Source organism: Providencia sp. PROV197, from assembly GCF_028479625.1.
Classification (GTDB): Bacteria; Pseudomonadota; Gammaproteobacteria; order Enterobacterales; family Enterobacteriaceae; genus Providencia; species Providencia vermicola.
Genome location: NZ_JAMPNZ010000043.1, coordinates 1 through 23908 on the forward strand (window position 1 = coordinate 1; position 23908 = coordinate 23908).

The following is a 23908-nucleotide window of genomic DNA, read 5'->3' on the forward strand; positions in this document are numbered from 1 at the left end:
ATGTGTTTAGTAAAACAATAACTTAACTCGTATAAACTCGATAGCGTAATGATGCAAGAACGAGAACTACACTTGAAATAGTGAGCACTAAACCTAAGTGTTGGCTCCAACCTGCAACCACTAGCCCGATAGCGAGTCCAATATAATAAAGTAATCCTAAAATTGCGCCTGCAGTGCCTTTTCGGTCGCTATAACGGTTTAAGGCGTGAGCAAGAATGTTCGGGATTGCAATACCATAGCCAATCACGACGCCAATAACAGGTAAAACAAACCAAACAGAGTCCATAAGAGCAAAAACTGCACAGCTGCTGACCAACGAAATGACACTTGATAGCTTAACAAGTTGCTCAGATGTGTGTTTTTTAGCCAATAAATGACGGTTAATCATCGATCCTAAACCCACACCAAGCGCCAATAAAATTCCCGTGAGGCCAAACTGTTGTTGAGTGAGCATTAATTGTTCAAAACTGAAAGGAGCCAGCTGATAATAGCTAAATAAATTAATGTTGAAAAATGCTATCAAGATCACATTTCTCATAATCTCTTTATCCGTGATCATCCGTAAAAATGTCTCAACAAATGGGACTTTGATCACATTTTCTGGGCGTGTTTCAGGTAATCGATATATTGACCACAGTAAAAGTACGACAGCTAAAATAGCTAAACCAATAAAAACACCACGATAACCTCCCAAACTGACGAGGCCCGCACCCGATAACATACCTAATGCAGGGCTAATGGCTAATGCGACGCCCATAACTGAAAAAACTCTAGCTAATTCATGACCTTGATAACTATCACGCATTGCAGTTTGTGTACCAATTGAACCCACAGCGGCACCAAAGGCGGCTAACATCCGTAGCAGTAGCAATAAGTAAAATTGACTAATGAGTAAGGCACCAATTGAGGCAATCCCATAAACCAGTAAACCCGCTAAAATCGTTGGACGGCGGCCAACTGTGTCACAGGTTCTACCCCAAAATACAACGCCCAATGCAAAAGCAAAGAAATAGAGAGAAAGCGTCTGTGAAGCTTGTTCTGCATTGACAGAAAAAGCGCTCGCAATGTCCGTCAGTGCAGGGCTGTAGATGGTTTCTACAATTTGTGGGAACATCATTAAGGCCACAGCCAGCCATAATGAAAGAGAGTGTTTCATATTCATTTTCCTACCCTGTGTAATAAAAAATAACGGTCTAAACCTTTAATGGTGGGCAGTTTAGTGGTAATTTTGATGTCTTATTACAATAATAAAGACTATAAATATCAAAAAAAGGACATTTATGGCATGGTTAAATCAAACGGATGAGTTTCAAACACATTGGTATCCAGCCCCTGTTTTAGGAATTGCTGCGCAGATGGGGCAGCACGATTCTGGCACGCATACCCATGAAATGGGGCAGCTTTTGTTTACTCAGCAAGGGTGCATTCGTATATCCCTCGAAAAGCGCCTCTCTTTGCTTCCTCCTGGTAGGGTTGCGTGGATCCCACCATATGTTCGCCATCGCGCACAAATGCGTGCATCAGTGGGGTACCGGTCAATTTATCTCAGTGAAGAATATGCCCAAAAAGTCGGAAACGAAGTGGTCATTTTGAGTATTTCGCCGCTGTTAAGGGAGTTATTAGAGCGTATTGCTATCTCTCCTTTTGACAGTGATTGGCAAACGGGAAGGTTAGCCAATTTATTACCTGTTTTTATTGATGAGCTACAAGCTGCGACAACTGAACCCACTTTGCTTTCTTTACCGCAAGATAGGCGCTTGAAACACCTGGATATCGAGCAATTACCCCCGAATTTGAGCCAACTTGCTCAAATTGTTGGTGCGAGTGAAAAGACAATAACGCGTGTTTTTTTGAAAGAAACAGGCATGACATATCAGTCATGGCGCCAACAATGGCGGTTTATTAAAGCGATTGAATTATTAGCACAAGAAAAGCCATATCACTTTATTACTCAAGAACTTGGACTTACCAGTGACAGCGCGTTTATTAGTTTTTTTCGTAAAATGAGCGGAATGACACCAAGAGAGTATCAACAGTAGGAAATGTTGTGGTTATATAAACAAAAAAAGACCTTGAAAAATCAAGGTCTTGCTTTACGTAGGGATTGGAATTTATCGAAATATTATTTTTTTGCTAATTCAGAGTTGAATTCACGTTTGTCATAACCGGTATACAGCTGGCGAGGACGTGCAATCTTCAGGCCGTCATCATGCATTTCGTTCCAGTGTGCAATCCAACCAATAGTGCGCGCAATGGCGAAGATCACAGTAAACATGGAAGATGGAATACCCATTGCTTTCAAGATGATACCTGAATAGAAGTCAACGTTCGGGTACAGTTTCTTCTCAATGAAGTACGGGTCGTTCAGTGCAATACGCTCCAGTTCCATTGCGACTTCCAGTAAGCTGTCGTTCAAGCCCAGTTCATTTAGAACTTCATGGCAAGTTTCACGCATTACAGTGGCACGTGGGTCGTGGTTTTTGTAGACGCGGTGACCAAAGCCCATCAGTCGGAAAGAGTCATTTTTGTCTTTCGCACGTTCGATAAATGCAGGAATGTGCTCAACAGTCTGAATTTCTTCCAGCATGCGTAAGCAAGCTTCGTTAGCACCACCGTGTGCAGGCCCCCATAGAGACGCGATACCCGCTGCGATACAAGCAAATGGGTTTGCACCCGATGAACCCGCAGTACGTACGGTTGACGTTGATGCATTTTGTTCGTGGTCAGCGTGCAGAATTAAAATGCGATCCATTGCACGTTCAAGAACTGGATTTACCGTATATTCTTCACATGGCGTAGAGAACATCATGTGCAAGAAGTTACCCGCGTATGACAGATCATTACGTGGATAAACAAAAGGTTGGCCAATTGAATATTTATAACACATTGCTGCAACAGTTGGCATTTTGGACAGCAAACGATAAGCCGTAATTTCACGGTGACGAGGGTTATTAACATCTAACGCATCGTGATAGAACGCCGCCAGAGCACCTGTTACACCACATAATACAGCCATTGGATGTGAGTCACGGCGGAAACCATTAAGCATGCGTGTAATTTGCTCATGGATCATGGTATGGCGAGTCACCGTATTTTTAAATACGTCGTATTGTTCTTGAGTCGGTGCTTCACCGTACAGCAGGATATAACAGACTTCGAGATAAGAGGCTTCAGTTGCGAGTTGGTCGATAGGGAAACCACGGTGCAGTAGAATACCTTTATCACCATCAATATAGGTGATTTTTGATTCACAGGATGCAGTAGAAGTAAAACCAGGGTCGTAGGTAAAGAACCCTTTTGAACCTAAAGTTCGGACATCGATAACGTCTTGACCAATCGTAGGGCTTAAAATATCGAGTTCAATGTCACCCGCACTACCAGTCATTAGCTTAGCTTTGTTATCAGCCATTTACGGTCTCCTTAGCGCTTGATAATCGACACCCAACAACCCAGAAACCCAGCGTTATACTGTGTCTTCGTGCATTGTTCTACCGGTATGCTTTGGAAATCAGCTCGCTATCACATAAAACCTGAAATCTGACGACCGACGACAATGTAATTAGGTTGTTTATGAGTGTGTAGATGTTATGTTCTTTTTGTTGTTTTCCCTACAATATCATTATTTGTGGTAAGAGGAACAACTTTCATAACTTTTGTTATTAATACCCATCATAGTTCAAATTGTGGAGTATCTAACATTGCAACATTTACGTTTTTATTTTTACGGTGAAGTGTCAACCACACCGTTAAGATAATTCTGCCAGACCTATATGTAAGATAAATGTTGAATCATTGTCAAATAACATAAGCACATTTATACAAAATGTTTAAATCGTGATCCTTCTCACTGTTCGGGCTAAATGTCTCCAAACATTTTGTGTGGGAATTGTAATGGCATTGTGAAGACTTTATACTAGCGGCAGGTCTCCGGATTACCCTGTAGTAGGAGTTCCCAGCGTGATCAGCATGCAACTTTATTTAAACATGATGGATTAGAGTTTGTGTTAAGTTGCATTTTGTACCCCTGTCGCTGTCTGATTTCCACCCCAGGTCCGGAGGATGGAAAATAATAAAGAGCTGTGTGGGCAAAATTGTGAAAAAACAAAGACCTGTCAACCTTGATTTGCAGACGATTCACTTCCCGATCACTGCAATATCTTCGATCTTGCACCGTGTCTCTGGCGTCATTACTCTCATCGCAGTTGGTATTCTGCTTTGGTTGTTAGGGACATCTCTCTCCTCTCCAGAAGGTTTTCAATACGCGTCTGAAATAATGACTGGCTTTTTTGCTAAGTTCATTCTTTGGGGCATCCTGACTGCATTGGCTTACCATATTTGTGGTGGTATCCGTCATATGTTAATGGATTTCGGCTGTGTTGATGAAACCCTTGCTGCTGGTAACTCATCTGCAAAAATTACATTTGTTATTACCGTAATTCTGGCAATTCTGGCGGGGATCTTAGTATGGTAAGTAATGCATCAGCTTTAGGCCGTACTGGTATCCAGGACTGGCTGTTAATCCGTGGCTCTGCGATTATCATTGCACTCTACGTACTCTACATTGTTGGTTTTGTTGCGATTAACGACATTACCTATGAAGTCTGGCGCGGTTTCTTTGCCTCCTCTGTGACGAAAGTATTCACTATCCTCACTTTGTTCTCGATTCTTGTGCATGCATGGATTGGCATGTGGCAAGTGCTGACTGACTATGTTAAGCCGCTGGCAATTCGCTTAGTGCTGCAACTGGCTATCATTGTAGGTCTGTTGGCTTATTTAATTTACGGAACAATTGTTGTGTGGGGTGCATAAAATGAATCTGCCAATCAGAGAGTTTGACGCTATCGTTATCGGTGCTGGCGGTGCAGGTATGCGCGCAGCACTTCAAATTTCACAGATGGGCCTATCTTGTGCACTTCTGTCAAAAGTCTTTCCAACCCGTTCTCACACTGTATCCGCGCAAGGTGGTATCACGGTTGCATTAGGTAACACGCACCCTGATAACTGGGAATGGCACATGTACGATACCGTAAAAGGTTCTGACTACATCGGTGACCAAGACGCTATCGAATATATGTGTAAGACAGGCCCAGAAGCTATCCTCGAATTAGAACATATGGGGTTACCTTTCTCGCGCCTTGATGATGGAAGCATTTATCAACGTCCATTTGGTGGCCAATCTAAAAACTTTGGTGGCGAGCAAGCCGCGCGTACTGCAGCCGCAGCTGACCGTACAGGGCACGCACTATTACATACGCTGTATCAGCAGAACTTAAAAAACCACACCACCATTTTTTCTGAGTGGTATGCCCTTGATTTAGTTAAAAACCAAGATGGCGATATTGTAGGTTGTACTGCAATTTGTATGGAAACAGGCGAACTCGTTTACTTCAAAGCGAAAGCCACCATCCTGGCAACAGGTGGTGCAGGCCGTATTTACCAATCAACCACCAATGCCCATATCAATACAGGTGATGGTGTGGGGATGGCAGCGCGTGCTGGTGTGCCACTACAAGATATGGAAATGTGGCAATTCCACCCAACGGGTATTGCAGGGGCTGGGGTTCTGGTCACTGAAGGTTGCCGTGGTGAAGGTGGTTACTTGCTGAATAAAGACGGTGAGCGCTTCATGGAGCGTTACGCACCAAACGCGAAAGACCTCGCAGGTCGTGATGTTGTTGCACGTTCAATCATGATTGAAATTCGTGAAGGCCGTGGTTGTGATGGTCCTTGGGGGCCACATGCTAAGCTGAAATTGGACCACTTAGGGAAAGAGGTTCTGGAATCACGTTTACCGGGTATCCTTGAGTTATCACGTACCTTTGCGCACGTTGACCCAATAAAAGAGCCAATCCCAGTTATTCCAACATGCCACTACATGATGGGCGGTATTCCAACGAAAGTTACTGGCCAAGCGATTCGCTATAATGAAAAAGGCGAAGATGAAGTTATTCCAGGTCTGTTTGCTGTTGGTGAAATTGCTTGTGTATCAGTACACGGCGCTAACCGCTTAGGCGGTAACTCACTGCTTGACTTAGTGGTATTCGGTCGCTCTGCGGGTCTGCACCTGAAAGAATCCATCATGGAACAAGGTTCAATGCGTGATGCTTCTGAGTCTGACATCGATGCAGCAATGACTCGCTTTAATCGTTGGGAAGGTGCACGCACAGGCGAAGATCCAACCGAAATCCGTAAAGCACTGCAAACCTGTATGCAGCATAACTTCTCAGTATTCCGTGAAGGTGATGCAATGGCGAAAGGTTTAGAAGAACTAAAAGTGATTCGCGAACGCCTGCAAAATGCACGCCTTGATGATACGTCAACGGAGTTTAATACGCAGCGTATCGAATGTTTAGAATTGGATAACCTGATGGAAACCGCTTATGCAACTGCACAAGCAGCAAACTTCCGTACAGAAAGTCGTGGGGCGCATAGCCGCTTTGACTATCCAGAGCGTGATGATGCGAATTGGTTATGTCACTCATTGTATTTACCGCAATCTGAAACGATGACGCGTCGTGAAGTCAACATGCAACCAAAATTGCGTGAAGCCTTCCCACCGAAAATTCGTACCTACTAATGCGTGGTGTTAATCCAGTTGCGGAGAAATAAACTATGAAATTACAATTTTCGATTTATCGCTACAATCCTGATGTGGACAACGCACCACGTATGCAAGATTACACGCTAGAAGTGCCAGAAGGGCGTGACATGATGTTGCTGGATGCGTTAATCCAAATCAAAGAGCAAGACCCAACATTATCCTTCCGCCGTTCTTGCCGTGAAGGGGTATGTGGTTCTGATGGTCTGAACATGAACGGTAAAAACGGCTTGGCTTGTATCACGCCATTGTCTGCTTTAATTCGTGGTGGGAAGAAAATTGTCATTCGTCCATTGCCAGGTCTGCCTGTTGTGCGTGACCTGATCATCGACATGACTCAGTTCTACACTCAATACGAAAAAATCCGTCCATATCTGATTAACGATAACAAAAATCCGCCAGCGCGTGAGAATTTACAAACTCCTGCACAACGTGAAAAACTCGATGGTTTATACGAGTGCATATTGTGTGCATGTTGTTCGACTTCTTGCCCATCTTTCTGGTGGAATCCAGACAAATTTATTGGTCCAGCAGGCCTGTTAGCGGCGTATCGTTTCTTGATTGATAGCCGTGATACTGAAACCGATTCTCGATTAGATGATCTGAACGACGCTTTCAGTGTTTTCCGCTGTCATAGCATCATGAATTGTGTCAATGTATGCCCTAAAGGACTAAATCCAACAAAAGCTATTGGTCATATTAAATCTATGTTGCTAAAGCATAGCGCTTAATAGCTAAATTTAACCCGCAGTGCCTTGGTACTGCGGGCTAAAGTGAAAATAGCACGAAATAAAAACATAAGTTAAAAATAAAGCGTAAAGTAAATTCAAGATTTTGATTTAAATAGCGCTTAAGGTCACAAAAGCGCGAAAACCAAATATCCTTAAAGGTCATCAGAAAGTAACATTGTCATCAATAAAACGTAGCATTAAATAAAAACGTTGTAACAACAAAAGCGCAAAAAAGTGAACGTAACAAAAGCAACAGTAAAAAGTAAAAAAAATAGCCAACTGCAAAAGATGAAGAAGACGAAAGCGTAATCTTAGGGGCCTTTAAAAACCGTAGCCAGTTTTTAAAGGTTCCTTAAAAGGGAAACCCTTACTGATAAAGGGCCTCCCAAAGAGAGAACATGCATAAAGCACGTCCAAGAGAACCTTTATCGAGGTCGCTTAAATGCGACGATTAGTTAACCACGGCGAAAACTAAAGCTTATAAAGCTTAAGGGATCACAATGCAGAACGGCGTAATGAAGGACTGGCTGGATTCAAGCTTTCTGGCAGGCGCGAACCAGACATATATAGAACAGCTCTATGAAGATTATCTGACTGACCCTAACTCTGTCGATGCCGAGTGGAAAGCCATTTTTGAGCAACTACCTGGTGCAGCCCTCGGCACTAGCGGTGAGCAATTCCACTCCCAAGCGCGCGATTACTTCCGTCGCTTAGCAAAAGACTCTACACGTTATCACACCTCTGTTAGCGATCCAGCTATCGACGCAAAACAAGTTAAAGTTTTGCAGTTAATTAATGCATTCCGCTTTCGCGGACACCAAAATGCTAACCTTGACCCGTTAGGGCTTTGGAAACGTGAATCTGTTCCAGATTTGGACCCAGCGTTTCATAACTTAACGAAAGAAGATTTCAACGAAACCTTCAACGTCGGTTCTTTTGCTATCGGCAAAGAAACCATGAAACTCAGCGAGCTATATGACAACCTGAAACGCATTTACTGCGGTTCAATCGGTGCGGAATATATGCACATCACGAATACAGAAGAAAAACGTTGGATTCAACAACGCCTTGAGTCTGTTGATGTGTCTAAAATTTTCTCTGCGGATGAGAAAAAACGTTTCCTGTCTGAGTTAACTGCGGCTGAAGGTCTTGAGCGTTACATCGGGGCTAAATTCCCAGGTGCAAAACGTTTCTCATTGGAAGGTGGTGATTCACTGATCCCAATGCTGAAAGACTTAATCCACCATGCTGGCAAACAAGATACTCGCGAAGTTGTTCTTGGTATGGCGCACCGTGGTCGTTTAAACGTACTGGTTAATATCTTAGGTAAAAAACCAGGCGAATTATTTGATGAATTCGCAGGTAAACATAAAGATCATTCAAGTGCGGGCGACGTTAAATATCACCAAGGCTTCTCTTCTGACTTCGAAACCGCAGGTTCACGTGTTCACTTAGCGCTGGCATTTAACCCATCGCACCTTGAAATCGTTAGCCCAGTGGTCATCGGTTCTGTACGCGCTCGTCGTGACCGTTTAGATGAAGGTCGCAGCAACATGGTTCTGCCAATCACCATTCACGGTGACTCCGCAGTGACTGGCCAAGGTGTTGTGCAAGAAACCCTGAACATGTCTCAAGCACGTGGTTATGAAGTGGGCGGTACCATGCGTATCGTCATTAACAACCAAATTGGTTTCACCACTTCTAACCCTAAAGATACTCGTTCAACTGAATACTGTACTGACATTGTGAAGATGGTTCAGGCGCCAATTTTCCACGTGAATGCAGATGACCCAGAGGCGGTTTCATTTGTCACACGTTTAGCGCTGGATTTCCGTAATACCTTTAAACGCGATGTGATGATCGATTTAGTCTGTTATCGCCGTCATGGTCATAACGAAGCCGATGAGCCAAGTGCAACTCAGCCTGTGATGTACCAAAAAATCAAACAGCACCCAACGCCACGTAAAATCTACGCAGACCGCTTAATTGCAGAAAACGTATTGAGTGCAAATGATGTGACGGAAATGGTTAACCTGTACCGCGATGCGTTAGATGCGGGTAACTGCGTGGTTGAAGAGTACCGTGAAATGGGGCTGAACTCATACACATGGGCACCATATCTGAACCACGAATGGGATGCATCCTACAAATCAACAGTTGATATCAAACGTTTAACGGATCTGGCTGTTAAAGTCAGCACTATCCCTGAAGGCGTTGTCGCGCAATCTCGTGTTGAGAAAATCTATGCGGATCGCGCAGAAATGGCGAAAGGCGAGAAATTACTCGACTGGGGTGCTGCCGAGACTTTAGCGTATGCAACGTTAGTTGATGAAGGCATTCCAGTGCGTTTATCGGGTGAAGATGCCGGCCGCGGAACCTTCTTCCATCGTCATGCGGTTATTCACAACCAAACTAACGGTTCTGTCTACGTTCCACTGCAAAACATTCATAACGGCCAAGGCGTATTTAACGTTTGGGATTCTGTTCTGACTGAAAATGCGGTATTGGCATTCGAATACGGCTATGCAACCACTGAACCTCGTGCTTTAACCATTTGGGAAGCACAATTTGGTGACTTCGCGAACTGTGCGCAAGTGGTTATCGACCAATTTATTAGCTCTGGTGAGCAAAAATGGGGTCGTATGTGTGGTCTGGTGATGTTACTGCCTCATGGTTATGAAGGTCAGGGCCCAGAGCACTCATCTGCACGTTTAGAACGTTACCTACAACTGTGTGCTGACCAAAACATGCAAGTGTGTGTGCCGTCAACACCTGCTCAGGTTTATCACATGTTACGCCGCCAAGCCTTACGTGGCATGCGTCGTCCTCTGATTGTGATGTCACCAAAATCCCTGCTGCGTCATCCATTAGCGGTGTCTAGCATGGAAGAACTGGCAAATGGTACATTTGAACCTGTTATCGGTGAAATCGATGAAATCAATCCGAAAAATGTGAAACGCGTCGTTATGTGTTCAGGGAAAGTCTATTACGATCTGTTAGAACAACGTCGTAAAAATGAACAAACTGACGTGGCTATCGTTCGTATTGAGCAGCTGTATCCGTTCCCACACGATGATATCCAAAAAGCGTTGTCGCAATTTAGCCATGTGAAAGACTTTGTATGGTGCCAAGAAGAGCCATTAAACCAAGGTGCTTGGTATTGCAGTCAACATAATTTCCGTGAAGCTATCCCTGCAGGGGCAACTTTACGTTATGCAGGTCGAGCTGCTTCTTCATCTCCAGCAGTTGGCTATACGTCCGTACACCAAGAGCAACAAAAAGCTCTGGTAAATGACGCTTTGAACATTGAATAATTAAAGGATAGAAAATGAGTAGCGTAGAAATTCTTGTTCCCGATCTTCCTGAGTCCGTTGCCGATGCTACGGTTGCCACATGGCATAAAAAACCAGGTGACAGTGTTCAGCGTGATGAAGTCCTGGTTGAGATCGAAACAGATAAAGTGGTACTGGAAGTGCCTGCGAGCGAAGCTGGCGTATTAGAAGCTATTGTAGAAGACGAAGGCGCAACGGTATTATCTAAACAACTGTTAGGTCGTATTCGTTTGGGTGATAGCACTGGTATCCCAGCAGAAGTGAAAGAATCACAAGAAGCAACACCAGCACAACGTCAAACTGCAAGTCTGGAAACCGAAAGCAACGATGCGCTGAGCCCAGCAATTCGTCGCCTGATTGCAGAGCATGACCTGAACCCTGCGGATATTAAAGGTACTGGTGTTGGCGGTCGTTTAACGCGCGAAGATGTTGAAAAACACTTAGCAGCAAACAAATCTGCAGCGCCAGCAGCATCTGCACCAGCTGCACCACAGGCTCCTTTGGCACACCGTAGCGAAAAACGTGTTCCAATGACACGTTTACGTAAACGTATCGCTGAGCGTCTGTTAGAAGCGAAAAACACCACAGCAATGTTGACCACGTTTAATGAAATCAACATGCAACCAATCAAAGACTTACGTAAACAGTATGGCGAAGCGTTCGAAAAACGTCACGGTGTACGTTTAGGCTTTATGTCTTTCTATGTAAAAGCTGCGGTTGAAGCACTGAAACGCTATCCAGAAGTGAACGCTTCTATCGATGGCAGCGATGTGGTTTACCATAACTATTTTGATATCAGCATCGCAGTATCAACGCCTCGTGGCCTGGTCACTCCAGTGCTGCGCGATGTTGATGCAATGAGCATGGCGGATATCGAGAAGAAAATTAAAGAACTGGCTGTTAAAGGTCGTGACGGTAAATTAACTGTTGAAGACTTAAGCGGCGGTAACTTCACTATTACTAATGGTGGCGTATTTGGTTCTCTGATGTCTACACCTATCATTAACCCACCACAGAGCGCAATTTTAGGCATGCATGCCATTAAAGACCGCCCTATGGCTGTAAATGGTAAGGTGGAGATTCTTCCTATGATGTACTTAGCGCTGTCTTATGACCACCGCTTAATCGATGGTAGCGAGTCAGTCGGCTTCTTAGTCGCTATCAAAGATATGCTGGAAGATCCAACTCGTTTACTGCTGGACGTATAGCAACATAACAGGGTAGGGAACAACCTGCCCGGTCTGAAGTAACCGATGCAGCCCGTTCGCGGGTTGCTAAATCAGTAACAATTGCAGGAGGCGAATAAACGCCTCTTCAGACTCAATTATGGATAGAACATCATGAATTTACACGAGTACCAGGCAAAACAGTTGTTTGCACGTTATGGGATGCCTGCACCAACAGGTTATGCCTGTTCATCAGTCGCTGAAACCGTCGATGCTGCGAAAAAAATTGGCAACGGCCCATGGGTAATTAAATGCCAAGTTCACGCAGGTGGACGCGGTAAAGCTGGCGGCGTTAAAGTTACTAGCGATATCAACGAAGTTAAAGCCTTCGCAGAAAACTGGTTAGGTAAAAACTTAGTTACCTATCAAACAGATGCAAACGGCCAGCCAGTTAACCAAATTTTGGTCGAAACGGCGACTGACATTGCGAAAGAATTATATTTAGGTGCGGTTGTTGACCGTAGCACTCGTCGCGTTGTTTTCATGGCATCGACTGAAGGTGGTGTGGAAATTGAGAAAGTTGCTGAAGAAACACCAGAATTGATCCACAAAGCCATTATCGACCCATTGACAGGCCCAATGCCTTTCCAAGGCCGTGAATTAGCGTTCAAATTAGGCTTAACGGGCAAACAAGTTAGCCAATTCGCGAAAATTTTCATGGGTCTGGCGACACTGTTCCTTGAGCGTGATTTAGCATTAGCCGAAATCAACCCTCTGGTTATCAGCACAGCAGGTGATTTAGTGTGTTTAGATGGTAAATTAGGCATCGACAGTAATGCATTATACCGTCAACCTGAAATCCGTGAACTGCGTGACGAATCTCAAGAAGATGCGCGTGAAGCACAAGCGGCTCAGTGGGAACTGAACTACGTTGCACTAGATGGCAATATCGGTTGTATGGTTAACGGTGCAGGCCTCGCAATGGGTACCATGGACATCGTTAAACTGCACGGCGGTGCACCTGCTAACTTCTTAGACGTTGGCGGCGGCGCAACAAAAGAGCGTGTTACTGAAGCATTTAAAATCATCCTTTCTGATGAAAACGTGAAAGCGGTTTTCGTTAACATCTTTGGTGGTATCGTTCGTTGCGACCTGATTGCAGACGGCATCATTGGTGCAGTTGAAGAAGTTGGTGTAAATGTACCAGTAGTTGTGCGTTTAGAAGGTAACAATGCTGAGTTAGGTGCTAAGAAACTGGCAGACAGCGGCTTGAACATTATCGCTGCAAACAGCCTGACTGACGCAGCTAAAAAAGCAGTAGCAGCAGCGGAGGCTAAATAATGTCTATTTTAATCGATAAAAACACCAAAGTAATTTGCCAAGGTTTCACCGGTGGTCAAGGTACATTCCACTCAGAACAAGCAATTGCTTATGGAACACAAATGGTTGGTGGTGTGACTCCAGGTAAAGGTGGCACAACTCACCTTGGCCTGCCAGTATTTAACACTGTGCGTGAAGCCGTTGAAGCAACGGGTGCAACCGCTTCTGTTATCTACGTTCCAGCGCCATTTTGTAAAGATTCTATCTTAGAAGCTATCGATGCAGGCATTAAACTGATCATCACTATCACTGAAGGTATCCCAACGCTGGATATGCTGACGGTGAAAGTGAAATTAGACGAAGCTGGCGTTCGCATGATTGGTCCAAACTGTCCAGGTGTTATCACTCCAGGTCAATGTAAGATTGGTATCCAACCTGGCCACATTCACTTACCAGGTAAAGTCGGTATCGTTTCACGTTCAGGTACACTGACTTATGAAGCGGTTAAACAAACGACAGATGCAGGCTTAGGTCAATCTACTTGTGTTGGTATCGGTGGTGACCCAATCCCAGGTTCTAACTTCATTGATATCTTGAAATTATTCCAAGCTGACCCACAAACTGAAGCGATTGTCATGATCGGTGAAATCGGTGGTAACGCAGAAGAAGAAGCGGCAGCTTATATTAAAGAGCACGTGACTAAACCTGTTGTTGGTTACATCGCAGGTGTGACTGCGCCGAAAGGCAAACGTATGGGGCACGCTGGTGCAATTATCGCTGGCGGTAAAGGTACCGCAGATGAAAAATTTGCTGCATTAGAAGCGGCGGGCGTGAAAACCGTTCGTAGCCTTGCAGACATCGGTGATGCCGTTAAATCATTACTGAATAAGTAAATGACCCGCTAGGAAACTAGCAACTGTAAGAGACAAAAGCCCGTGCTTGTTTGAGTACGGGTTTTTTTTGCTTGTCGTAAGGCTAGATACAAAGACTTAACAGAATTTCTGTACCACTTATAAGGTTTTCTAAAAAAGAGTGTCTATACTTAAAAAATGCGTTCATAGACTCTGTCATGGGGGATTGGGGTTAACTGTTGTGTGCATTGATGGATTGTGAGGCTATCGTTCGCACTTTATGCAAAAAATAGCGAAATTGCGGCACATCAATTTTATAACTTTTAGGAGGAATGAATTATCTGAATATAGGAATTTAGTTGAGTTAGATTCGTATATTAATAAAATTCATAATAACTTTAAAATAAGATACTATTACAAATTAAATATTCTTTTTTAGAGACCTTAATACAAAGATTATATTTTTTTGTTAATCTTTGGGAAAATTAAGTACATTTATATCAATACCAATAACAGTGCATTAACAAGTAAATAACTATTAATTGACTGAGACTCAGAACAATTAACAAGGTGAAAAAAATTGACGTAAATCAATTCATTGGAACTAGCTTTATTCTGTTAAATTGCTTAAATTGGTGCTCGATCAAATACTCGGTTTTCTATTAAAGAGTATAATTATTGATGTAAATTCAGAATTCAAATCTGAGTCACGTAAAAGAAGTTTATTGTGTGTGAAGATAGGCGTACTATTATTATAGTAACGTTCGTTCTTTTAATTTTGTTAATTATTTGTTGTTTTGAGGCATTTTTTGCTGGTAGTTAAGAGGCTTTCTAAAAACATAATTTGGAAGCTGGGTTGCCGCAAGTCGGTGTCTTCCTGCTAGGAGCAAGGAGTCAAGATGTTTGATATTGTCGAACTGTCACGATTACAGTTTGCCTTAACTGCGATGTATCACTTCCTGTTCGTACCATTAACGCTCGGTATGGCGTTTTTGCTTGCGATCATGGAAACGGTATATGTGCTGTCTGGCAAGCAAATTTATAAAGATATGACTAAGTTCTGGGGTAAGTTATTTGGTATTAACTTTGCTCTGGGTGTTGCAACGGGTCTGACCATGGAGTTCCAATTTGGTACTAACTGGTCTTACTACGCGCACTATGTTGGAGATATCTTCGGTGCACCTCTTGCAATCGAAGGTCTGATGGCGTTCTTCCTAGAATCAACGTTTGTCGGTTTATTCTTCTTTGGTTGGGATCGTTTAAGCAAAAAACAACATCTAGCTGTAACATGGTTAGTTGCTTTAGGTTCTAACTTCTCTGCTTTGTGGATCTTGGTTGCGAATGGTTGGATGCAAAACCCAATCGCTGCTGATTTCAACTTCGAAACAATGCGTATGGAAATGGTTAGCTTCTCTGAGCTAGTCTTAAACCCAGTTGCGCAGGTTAAGTTTGTCCACACAGTTGCTGCGGGTTATTGTACCGGTGCAATGTTTATCCTTGGTATTAGCTCTTACTACCTGCTTAAAGGTCGTGATGTTGCTTTTGCTAAACGTTCTTTTGCAATTGCTGCAAGTTTTGGTATTGCTGCCGTTCTGTCTGTTATCGTTCTTGGTGATGAATCAGGTTACGAAATGGGTGACGTTCAAAAAACCAAATTAGCTGCTGTTGAAGCCGAGTGGGAAACCCATGCTCCACCAGCTGCGTTTAACTTAATCGCTTGGCCAGATACTGAGAAGCAAGAAAACAAATTTGCTATCTCGATTCCTTGGGCGATGGGTATCATTGCAACTCGTTCTATTGATACGCCTGTATTAGGTCTGAAAGACCTGATGAAACAGCATGAAGTTCGTATCCGTAACGGTATGGTTGCATATGGTCAGTTACAAGAGCTTTTAGCGGGTAACAAAGATCCTGATTTGCGTGCAGCATTCGAAGCAAGCAAAAAAGATCTGGGTTACGGTCTTCTGTTAAAACAATATGCACCAAATGTTGTTGATGCAACAGAAGCGCAGATTCAAAAAGCGGTTAAAGACAGTATTCCGAACGTCGGTCCTCTGTTCTGGGCATTCCGTATCATGGTTGGTGTCGGCTTCCTGTTACTGTTAATCATTAGCTGGGCATTCCTGTCAGTCGTTCGTAACCGTATTGGTCAAAGCAAACTGCTGTTACGTATCGCCTTGATTGGTATCCCATTACCATGGATTGCAATTGAAGCGGGTTGGTTCGTTGCAGAATATGGTCGTCAGCCATGGGCAATTGGTGAAGTGTTACCTGTTTCGGTCGCACACTCTAATTTGACAACTCATGACCTGATCTTCTCTATGGTACTGATCTGTGGTCTGTACACACTGTTCTTAATTGCTGAAATGTTCTTAATGTTCAAATTCGCTCGTAAAGGGCCTAGCAGCCTAAAAACCGGTCGTTATCACTTTGAACAGAAAAACACTTCTGCACACGACGTTCAGTAAATAGGAGCCACTTATGTTTGATTATGAAGTTCTTCGGTTTGTGTGGTGGATCCTTATCGGTGTATTACTGATTGGATTTGCTGTCACGGATGGCTTTGACATGGGCGTTGGCTTCTTATTACCTATCTTAGGTAAAACAGATACTGAACGCCGTATCATGATTAATGCCGTTGCGCCGCACTGGGATGGTAACCAAGTTTGGTTAATCACAGCTGGTGGTGCGATGTTTGCTGCATGGCCACAAGTCTATGCTGCATCATTCTCTGGTTTCTATATCGCCATGATTTTGGTCTTAGCGGCATTGTTCTTCCGTCCGGTTGGTTTCGACTACCGTTCAAAACTGGAGAACCCAAAATGGCGTAACATGTGGGACTGGGGTCTGTTTATTGGTGGTTTCGTTCCACCATTAGTTATCGGTGTTGCGTTTGGTAACCTGTTACTGGGTGTTCCACTGCAAATCGATAACCAACAGTACCTGACTTATACTGGTAACCTGTTTGGTCTGCTGAACCCATATGGTCTGTTAGCCGGTGTGGTTGGTTTAATGATGATTGTTACCCAAGGTGCAACTTATCTGCAAATGCGTACGACTGGCGAGCTGTATCTCCGTGTGCGTAAAACAACGTATATTTGTGCACTAGTTACACTGTTAGCGTTTGCAGGTGCGGGTGTTTGGCTGGTAATGGGAATCGATGGCTATGTTATCACTTCAGCGATTGATCACCATGCAGTGTCAAACCCACTGAATAAAACAGTAGAGATTGTTTCAGGTGCTTGGTTGACTAACTTCAACACCTACCCAATCCTGTGGGCTCTGCCTGCACTGGGTCTAGCACTGCCATTATTAACCATGCTGTTTAGTAAAGCAGACAAAAATGGTTGGGCGTTTGTCAGCTCTTCATTAACAATCGCGTGTATCATTTTAACTTGTGGTGTAGCAATGTTCCCATTCATCATGCCTTCAAGCATCATGCCAAATGCAAGCTTGACCATGTGGGATGCGACTTCTAGCTTGTTTACTCTGCAAGTGATGACTGTGGTTGCTATTATCTTTGTTCCAATCGTACTGGCATACACCGCATGGTGTTACTACAAAATGTTTGGTCGTCTGGACAAAAACTTCATCGAAGGCAACAAGCACTCACTGTATTAAGGAGCATAACTATGTGGTATTTCGCCTGGATCCTCGGCACGCTGTTAGCTTGTAGTTTTGCAGTGATTGCAGCATTAGCGTTAGAGCACTCTGAAGACTCTAAAGCCGCTAAAGATGGTGAGTAAGTAAATGCTGGTGGATAAAACCTATCAGCTATTGGATAAGGGGCCGATAAGGGCCCTTATCCTTATTTTAGCTTTAGTGACAGCTGGTGCGGTAATGTGGGATCCAACTATGTTCGCAGCCAAAACCAGTTCTTTCCAAATATGGCAAGGCTTGTTATTAATTTGGGCAACCTGTACAGCGATGATTTTTGGGGTGGGTTTTAAACCTCAAAAAGTTATCTTTCGTGCCGTTTTTCACCCATTGCCAGCTGCCATCATTCTTATCTGGGGACTTTTTCAAGTCTTTAGATAATTCTAATTGCTAATTGTGGGTCAATGGACCCATAATTATTTTTGATATCTTTACTTTCAAAGTGATTCCAAACTGACACTGTCTTGCGTATAGTGGCACCGTTAATGAATTTAACCTAAGACGGAGTGGTTGATATGTTATTTCGCTGGCCTGTTCGCGTGTATTATGAAGATACAGATGCGGGCGGTGTGGTTTATCACGCGCGCTATTTAGCTTTTTTTGAGCGGGCTAGAACAGAAATGTTGCGAAATAAAGGGATCAATCAGCAAAGTATGCTTGCTGAGAACCTTGGCTTTGTTGTGCGTAGCATGACAATTGATTTTGTGAAGGGCGCTCGGTTGGATGATATGTTGGAAGTTGAGACGCAAATCGTTGAAATGAAACGCGCCTCATTAACCTTTCATCAAAGGTTAGTTGATTCGCAAGGTAACCTGCTTTGTGGGGCTAATGCCCTAATTGCTTGTGTGGACACATCAAAAATGAAGCCTACAGCGCTTCCTAAGTCTATTGTCGCGGAGTTTAAACAGTGACTGACATGAATATCCTGGATTTATTCCTAAAAGCGAGCCTTTTGGTTCAGCTTATTATGTTCGTTTTGATCGGTTTTTCTATTGCATCATGGGCGATCATCATTCAAAGAACCAAAATTTTAAATGCCGCTAGCCGTGAAGCAGAGGCATTCGAGGATAAGTTCTGGTCAGGAATCGAGCTATCGCGCTTATATAAAGAAAGCCAAGCGCGTCGTGATGAACTCAGTGGCGCAGAACAAATTTTCCACTCAGGTTTTAAAGAGTTTGTTCGTTTACATCAAGCGAATATTCATGCACCTGATGCCGTGGTTACAGGGGCTTCCCGTGCAATGCGTATTTCAATGAATCGTGAATTAGAATCCGTAGAGGCACATATCCCATTCTTAGGTACCGTCGGGTCAATTAGCCCGTATATTGGTTTATTTGGTACGGTTTGGGGGATCATGCACGCATTTATTGCATTAGGTGCGGTTAAACAAGCGACATTGCAAATGGTTGCACCTGGTATTGCAGAAGCACTGATCGCGACAGCAATTGGTCTGTTTGCCGCAATTCCAGCGGTTATGGCGTATAACCGTTTAAACCAGCGTGTCAACAAGTTAGAACAAAGCTACGATAACTTTATGGAAGAATTTTTAGCCATCTTGCATCGTCAAGCCTTCTCTGCTGATAAGAAATAATACGGGGAGATAAGCGAATGGCGCGCACAAGTCGCAGACGTGAGCTGAAATCCGAAATTAACATTGTTCCATTGCTGGATGTATTATTGGTACTTTTGCTGATCTTTATGGCAACTGCACCCATTATTTCTCAAAGCGTGGAAGTTGAATTGCCGGATGCAACTGATACACAAACCGTATCATCAAGTGATAACCCACCGATTATTTTAGAAGTATCGGGAGTGGGGCAATACAATATGCGCCTTGATGGCGAGGTGTTAGAATTGCTTCCACCAGAACAGATTGCAGCTGAAGCTAAAGCTCAATTAGCGAAAAATCCCAAAGCGATTTTCTTAATTGGGGGGGCAAAAGAAGTGCCTTATGAAGAAGTGATTAAAGCATTGAACATTTTGCACAGCGCAGGGATTAAATCTGTCGGCTTGATGACTCAGCCTATCTAGGCTGGGTTGTTGTGGTTTGAATAAGTCACACATCTTTTTTTGGATACCAGAGTGGGAAAGACAAAAGAGAAAAAAGATAACTTAAACCGGTCACTTGTGATGTCAGTGGTTCTGCACGTCCTGTTGATTGGTTTGATCGTTATAGGCTCTTTAGTTTCCGTCGTCAAACTTGGTGGTGGCGGAGAAGAAGGGACTGTCATCGATGCGGTGATGGTCGACCCTGGCGTGGTTGTTGAGCAGTATGAAGAAATGCAAAAACAACAAAACATGGCAAGACAAGCGGCTAAAGAGCGCAAAGAACAAGAGCAGAAACAAGACGCTGAGCTAAGAGAACAGCAAGAGAAGGAACAAAAACGCCTTCAAAAACTGGAAGAAGAGCGGATTAAAACTGAACGTGATACAGCTGAGCAACAAAAACAAGCTGAGGAACAACAGAAAAAAGCGTTAGATGCCGCGAAGAAAGCGAAGGAAGAGCAGAAAATTGCGGAAGAAGCGGCTGCAAAAGCAAAAGCAGAGAAAGAAAAGTTAATTAAAGAGCAAGCGGCAGAAAAAGCCAAAGCCGAAGCTCAAGCGCAAAAAGAAGCCGAAGCCGCTAAAGCTAAAGCCGAAAAAGAAGCCAAAGAAAAAGCTGAAAAAGAAGCCAAAGAAAAAGCCGAAAAAGAGGCCAAAGTAAAAGCCGATAAAGAAGCTAAAGCCAAGGCAGATAAAGAAGCGAAAGAAAAAGCAGACAAAGAAGCCAAAGCAAAAGCCGCGAAAGCCAAAGCGGAAGCTGCCAAAAATGCCGCTTCAGTTGATGATTTACTCGGTGATTTAACCGCATCAGGTCCAAGCAAAAAAGGTGGCCAAGCTGCTGCAGGAAGTGGTGGTGGTAAAAAATCTGGGGCCTCTAATGCAGATGTAGACAGTTATGCAGGGAAAGTCAAAGCGGCGATTCAAAGCAAGTTCTATGATTCGGATACGTTTCGTGGGCGGACCTGTGAGCTACAATTGAAACTTGCTCCAGATGGATTATTGGTGAGTATTACGCCAAAGAATAGCCCGACCAATGATGCAGCGTTATGTGATGCGGCAATTAGAGCAGCGAAACTTGCGACAATGCCAAAACCACCTAGCCGTGAGGTCTATGATACATTTAATAAAGCAGGTAGCACTGTTGTGTTTAAACCTTGATTTTCAATAACTCAGAGCTATCTGTATTGAAAATTTTATGGCAATAGCATAAATAGTTTGCGTGGTATCTAGTTTTGTTATTATACCTTTGTTAAAATTCAGCGAATTATTGCGGTGGTAAATAATACGCAATAAGGGAGATAAGAATGAAGCAGGCTTTTAAAGTAGTTTTAGGGTTCCTAATGCTATGGGCGACAGTGGCTCAGGCTGAAATACGTATTGAGATCACTGAAGGTGTAAACTCAGCTCAACCAATTGGTGTGGTACCTTTTAAATGGTCTGGTGCGGGTGCGCCACCACAAGAAGTTGGCCAAATCGTAGGTGCTGATTTACGTAATAGCGGGAAATTTAACCCGATTGAGCCAAGTCGTATGCCTCAACAACCTGGCACTGCATCGGAAGTCATTCCTGATGCATGGACTGCATTAGGCATTAATGCAGTGGTTGTGGGTCAAGTACAGCCAGCAGCAGATGGTAGTTTTGTGGTTAGCTATCAGTTAGTGGATGTTGCCGCTAACCCAGGTGCTGTATTATCTCAAAATCAATTTAAAGTCACTAAAGAGTGGTTACGCTATGCGGCGCACACTGCAAGTGATGAAGTCTTTGAAAAACTGACAGGCATTCGTGGTGCATTCCGTACACGCATTGCATATGTTGTTGTGAACAAAGGCGGTCAGTATCCATATGAATTACGAGTTTCTGATTATGACGGTTTTAACCAATTCACGGTTCACCGTTCACCAGAACCTTTAATGTCGCCAGCTTGGTCACCAGATGGTGAGAAACTGGCGTATGTAACTTTTGAAAGCGGTAGTTCAGCACTTGTCATTCAAACCTTGTCTTCAGGGGCGGTTCGTCAGGTTGCATCTTTCCCACGTCATAATGGGGCACCTGCATTCTCTCCTGATGGGACAAAATTGGCATTTGCACTGTCTAAAACAGGCAGCCTGAATTTATATGTTATGGATTTAGCAAGTGGGCAAATTCGTCAGGTAACCGATGGTCGCAGTAATAATACTGAGCCAAGTTGGATGCCAGATAGCCAAACTTTGGTCTATACTTCAGATCAGGCTGGACGTCCGCAGATTTATAAAATGAATATTAATGGTGGCAGCCCGACACGTGTATCTTGGGAAGGAACACAAAATCAGGACGCTGACGTTAGCCCGGATGGTACTTTCTTAGTGATGGTCAGCTCCGGCGGCGGTCAGCAACATGTCGCCAAACAAGATCTGGCAACGAATAACGTTGAATTTTTAACGAAAACGTTCCTAGATGAAACGCCGAGTATCGCACCTAACGGCACTATGGTAATTTATAGCTCCTCTCAAGGCTTGGGGACTATATTGCAGCTAGTTTCGACCGACGGGCGTTTCAAAGCGCGTCTTCCGGCGACCGATGGACAGGTTAAATTCCCTGCCTGGTCTCCGTATCTGTGATGCATAATAATAATGTGTGGCAAAAAATATTAAGGATCAAAACGATGCAACTGAATAAAGTGCTTAAAGGGCTGATGATCGCGTTACCAATCATGGCAGTCGCAGCTTGTAGCTCTAACAAAAACAATGACCAAGATGGCGTAGATACTTCTACTAACCAAACTAACACTGGTCTGTCTGCGGAAGAGCTGGCACGTCAGCAAATGGAACAGCTGCAACAAAACAACACTGTTTACTTTGGCTTTGACAAATACAACGTATCTCCAGAATACGCTGATATGTTAGATGCACACGCAGCATTCCTGCGTAGCAACCCATCTGTACGTGTTGTTGTTGAAGGTCATGCGGATGAGCGTGGTACTCCAGAATACAACATCGCACTGGGCGAGCGTCGTGCTAATGCAGTTAAAATGTACCTGCAAAGCAAAGGTGTTTCTGGTGACCAAGTTTCACTGGTTTCTTACGGTAAAGAAAAACCAGCTGTGTTAGGTCATACTGAAGCAGACTACGCGAAAAACCGTCGTGCAGTCATTGCATACTAATAGATAAGCGAAATTATCTATTATGAACAGTAACTTCAGACATTTACTAGTCGGTCTGTCGTTATTGGTTGGCGTAGCGGCCCCTTGGGCCGCTATTGCCCAAGCGCCAATCAACAATGTCGGATCTGGTTCTCCAGGTGACCGTCTATCCCAACTTGAGACTGCAGTTTCTTCTCAAGGTCAAATTCTGTATCAAATTCAACAACAACTCGCTGATAACCAACGTGATATCGATATGTTACGTGGTCAGATTCAAGAAAGTGAATACAAATTGAATCAAGTCATCGAGCGCCAAAAAGATTTGTACATGCAATTAGACAATGCGGGTGGCGGCAATTCAGCTAACTCAGGTGATGCGCCTGATACAAGTTCAGCAAATACATCATCTTCCTCAAATACACCAGCGGCAGCTGCTAACACAGGTGGAAATGAGAAAGATGATTACAATGCTGCGGTTAAGCTCGCAATGGAAAGCAAGTCAAAAGCTCAAATTGATGATGCTATCGGTGCATTACAAGGCTTTGTTAAAGCCTATCCTAAGTCAGGATATCAATCTAACGCCAACTATTGGTTGGGGCAGTTAAACTACAATAAAGGTAGCAAGGACGACGCTGCATTCTACTTTGCCACGGTAGTGAAGCAATATCCAAAATCCCAAAAAAGCAGTGAAGCTCTATATAAAGTTGGGCTGATCATGCAAGACAAGGGACAAAAAGATAAAGCGAAAGCTGTTTACCAGCAGGTGTTGAAACAATATCCAAACAGTGCGGGCTCTAAATTAGCTGAAAAAAAGCTAAGCGCACTTTAATTCCTAACCCCGAAGCCATATTACCGAATATTTCGGGGTTATCAGTATGATAAATGTGCATTCAATCTTTTTATGCAAAAAAATCATTGCACCCTCGTCAGAAATCAGTAATATAAGCCGCCGTTGATACGAGAATACGGTTAACCGAAAATCTCGCAAAACAGTAAGAAATTTAGTTTTAGGTGAACCGTTAGCTCAGTCGGTAGATTGATTGAGTTTTACAAAATGGTCGCAGGTTCAACCCGTAGGGTAAGAAACGGTGA

22 protein-coding genes are annotated in these 23908 nt (G+C 43.6%); 20 read left to right on the plus strand and 2 right to left on the minus strand.

Going from position 1 to position 23908, the window contains the following annotated elements; translation table 11 throughout:
* Positions 1-22: 22 nt before the first annotated feature.
* Positions 23-1156: a multidrug effflux MFS transporter gene (locus PR808_RS20275; RefSeq protein ID WP_272539981.1), complete on the minus strand. Its 1134-nt coding sequence runs from the start codon at positions 1154-1156 to the stop codon at positions 23-25.
* A gap of 124 nt (positions 1157-1280) precedes the next feature.
* Here PR808_RS20275 and PR808_RS20280 point away from each other — a divergent pair, with 124 nt between their 5' ends.
* Positions 1281-2039, plus strand: a complete 759-nt coding sequence (locus PR808_RS20280) for an AraC family transcriptional regulator (RefSeq protein WP_206085298.1) — start codon at positions 1281-1283, stop codon at positions 2037-2039.
* A gap of 83 nt (positions 2040-2122) precedes the next feature.
* Here PR808_RS20280 and PR808_RS20285 read toward each other — a convergent pair whose 3' ends face one another.
* Entirely contained in the window at positions 2123-3409 is a 1287-nt protein-coding gene (locus PR808_RS20285) for a citrate synthase (protein WP_206085299.1), read from the minus strand.
* A 672-nt stretch (positions 3410-4081) separates the two neighbouring features.
* On the opposite strand from PR808_RS20285, the gene sdhC reads away from it, so the two are divergent.
* From sdhC to cpoB, 19 genes are all read left to right on the plus strand, one after another.
* The gene (sdhC, locus tag PR808_RS20290) at positions 4082-4471 is read left to right on the plus strand and encodes a succinate dehydrogenase cytochrome b556 subunit (protein WP_004909059.1); all 390 of its coding nucleotides are present in this window, start codon (positions 4082-4084) and stop codon (positions 4469-4471) included.
* On the plus strand, positions 4465-4809 hold the full coding sequence (gene sdhD, locus PR808_RS20295) for a succinate dehydrogenase membrane anchor subunit (RefSeq protein ID WP_047756338.1): 345 nt from the start codon (positions 4465-4467) through the stop codon (positions 4807-4809). The genes sdhC and sdhD overlap by 7 nt, the downstream gene beginning before the upstream one ends.
* A gap of 1 nt (position 4810) precedes the next feature.
* Positions 4811-6577 (plus strand): succinate dehydrogenase flavoprotein subunit, encoded by a 1767-nt coding sequence (gene sdhA / locus PR808_RS20300; RefSeq protein WP_047756339.1) that lies wholly within the window; start codon positions 4811-4813, stop codon positions 6575-6577.
* Positions 6578-6612: 35 nt separating this feature from the next.
* Entirely contained in the window at positions 6613-7329 is a 717-nt protein-coding gene (locus tag PR808_RS20305) for a succinate dehydrogenase iron-sulfur subunit (protein WP_004256824.1), read from the plus strand.
* Positions 7330-7829: 500 nt separating this feature from the next.
* A complete protein-coding gene (gene sucA, locus PR808_RS20310; protein WP_206085300.1) occupies positions 7830-10643 on the plus strand; it encodes a 2-oxoglutarate dehydrogenase E1 component in 2814 nt (937 codons plus the stop codon).
* Between the two features lie 14 nt (positions 10644-10657).
* Positions 10658-11869: a 2-oxoglutarate dehydrogenase complex dihydrolipoyllysine-residue succinyltransferase gene (gene odhB, locus PR808_RS20315; RefSeq protein ID WP_206085301.1), complete on the plus strand. Its 1212-nt coding sequence runs from the start codon at positions 10658-10660 to the stop codon at positions 11867-11869.
* Between the two features lie 132 nt (positions 11870-12001).
* Entirely contained in the window at positions 12002-13168 is a 1167-nt protein-coding gene (gene sucC / locus PR808_RS20320) for an ADP-forming succinate--CoA ligase subunit beta (protein ID WP_206085302.1), read from the plus strand.
* Positions 13168-14040: a succinate--CoA ligase subunit alpha gene (sucD, locus tag PR808_RS20325; RefSeq protein WP_206085303.1), complete on the plus strand. Its 873-nt coding sequence runs from the start codon at positions 13168-13170 to the stop codon at positions 14038-14040. Before sucC ends, sucD begins: the two co-directional genes overlap by 1 nt.
* Positions 14041-14897: 857 nt before the next feature.
* Complete coding sequence (gene cydA, locus PR808_RS20330) at positions 14898-16466, plus strand: cytochrome ubiquinol oxidase subunit I (protein ID WP_206085304.1); 1569 nt, start codon at positions 14898-14900, stop codon at positions 16464-16466.
* A 13-nt stretch (positions 16467-16479) separates the two neighbouring features.
* Positions 16480-17619, plus strand: coding sequence for a cytochrome d ubiquinol oxidase subunit II (cydB, locus tag PR808_RS20335; protein ID WP_206085305.1), 1140 nt, complete (start codon positions 16480-16482; stop codon positions 17617-17619).
* A gap of 11 nt (positions 17620-17630) precedes the next feature.
* Positions 17631-17744 (plus strand): cytochrome bd-I oxidase subunit CydX, encoded by a 114-nt coding sequence (gene cydX, locus PR808_RS20340; RefSeq protein ID WP_004909083.1) that lies wholly within the window; start codon positions 17631-17633, stop codon positions 17742-17744.
* Positions 17745-17748: 4 nt separating this feature from the next.
* Entirely contained in the window at positions 17749-18036 is a 288-nt protein-coding gene (gene ybgE, locus PR808_RS20345; protein WP_206085306.1) for a cyd operon protein YbgE, read from the plus strand.
* A 125-nt stretch (positions 18037-18161) separates the two neighbouring features.
* Positions 18162-18566, plus strand: coding sequence for a tol-pal system-associated acyl-CoA thioesterase (ybgC, locus tag PR808_RS20350; RefSeq protein ID WP_206085307.1), 405 nt, complete (start codon positions 18162-18164; stop codon positions 18564-18566).
* Positions 18563-19246, plus strand: coding sequence for a Tol-Pal system protein TolQ (gene tolQ, locus PR808_RS20355; RefSeq protein ID WP_206085308.1), 684 nt, complete (start codon positions 18563-18565; stop codon positions 19244-19246). The genes ybgC and tolQ overlap by 4 nt, the downstream gene beginning before the upstream one ends.
* Before the next feature lie 17 nt (positions 19247-19263).
* The gene (gene tolR, locus PR808_RS20360; RefSeq protein ID WP_047756399.1) at positions 19264-19686 is read left to right on the plus strand and encodes a colicin uptake protein TolR; all 423 of its coding nucleotides are present in this window, start codon (positions 19264-19266) and stop codon (positions 19684-19686) included.
* A gap of 51 nt (positions 19687-19737) precedes the next feature.
* Complete coding sequence (tolA, locus tag PR808_RS20365) at positions 19738-20856, plus strand: cell envelope integrity protein TolA (protein WP_206085309.1); 1119 nt, start codon at positions 19738-19740, stop codon at positions 20854-20856.
* Positions 20857-21002: 146 nt separating this feature from the next.
* Positions 21003-22295 carry a Tol-Pal system beta propeller repeat protein TolB gene (tolB, locus tag PR808_RS20370; RefSeq protein WP_206085310.1) on the plus strand — a complete coding sequence of 431 codons (1293 nt, stop codon included), beginning with the start codon at positions 21003-21005 and terminating at the stop codon, positions 22293-22295.
* 44 nt (positions 22296-22339) lie between these two features.
* Positions 22340-22837 carry a peptidoglycan-associated lipoprotein Pal gene (gene pal / locus PR808_RS20375; RefSeq protein ID WP_047756402.1) on the plus strand — a complete coding sequence of 166 codons (498 nt, stop codon included), beginning with the start codon at positions 22340-22342 and terminating at the stop codon, positions 22835-22837.
* A gap of 22 nt (positions 22838-22859) precedes the next feature.
* Positions 22860-23645, plus strand: coding sequence for a cell division protein CpoB (gene cpoB / locus PR808_RS20380; RefSeq protein ID WP_272539980.1), 786 nt, complete (start codon positions 22860-22862; stop codon positions 23643-23645).
* The last annotated feature ends 263 nt before the right edge of the window (positions 23646-23908 follow it).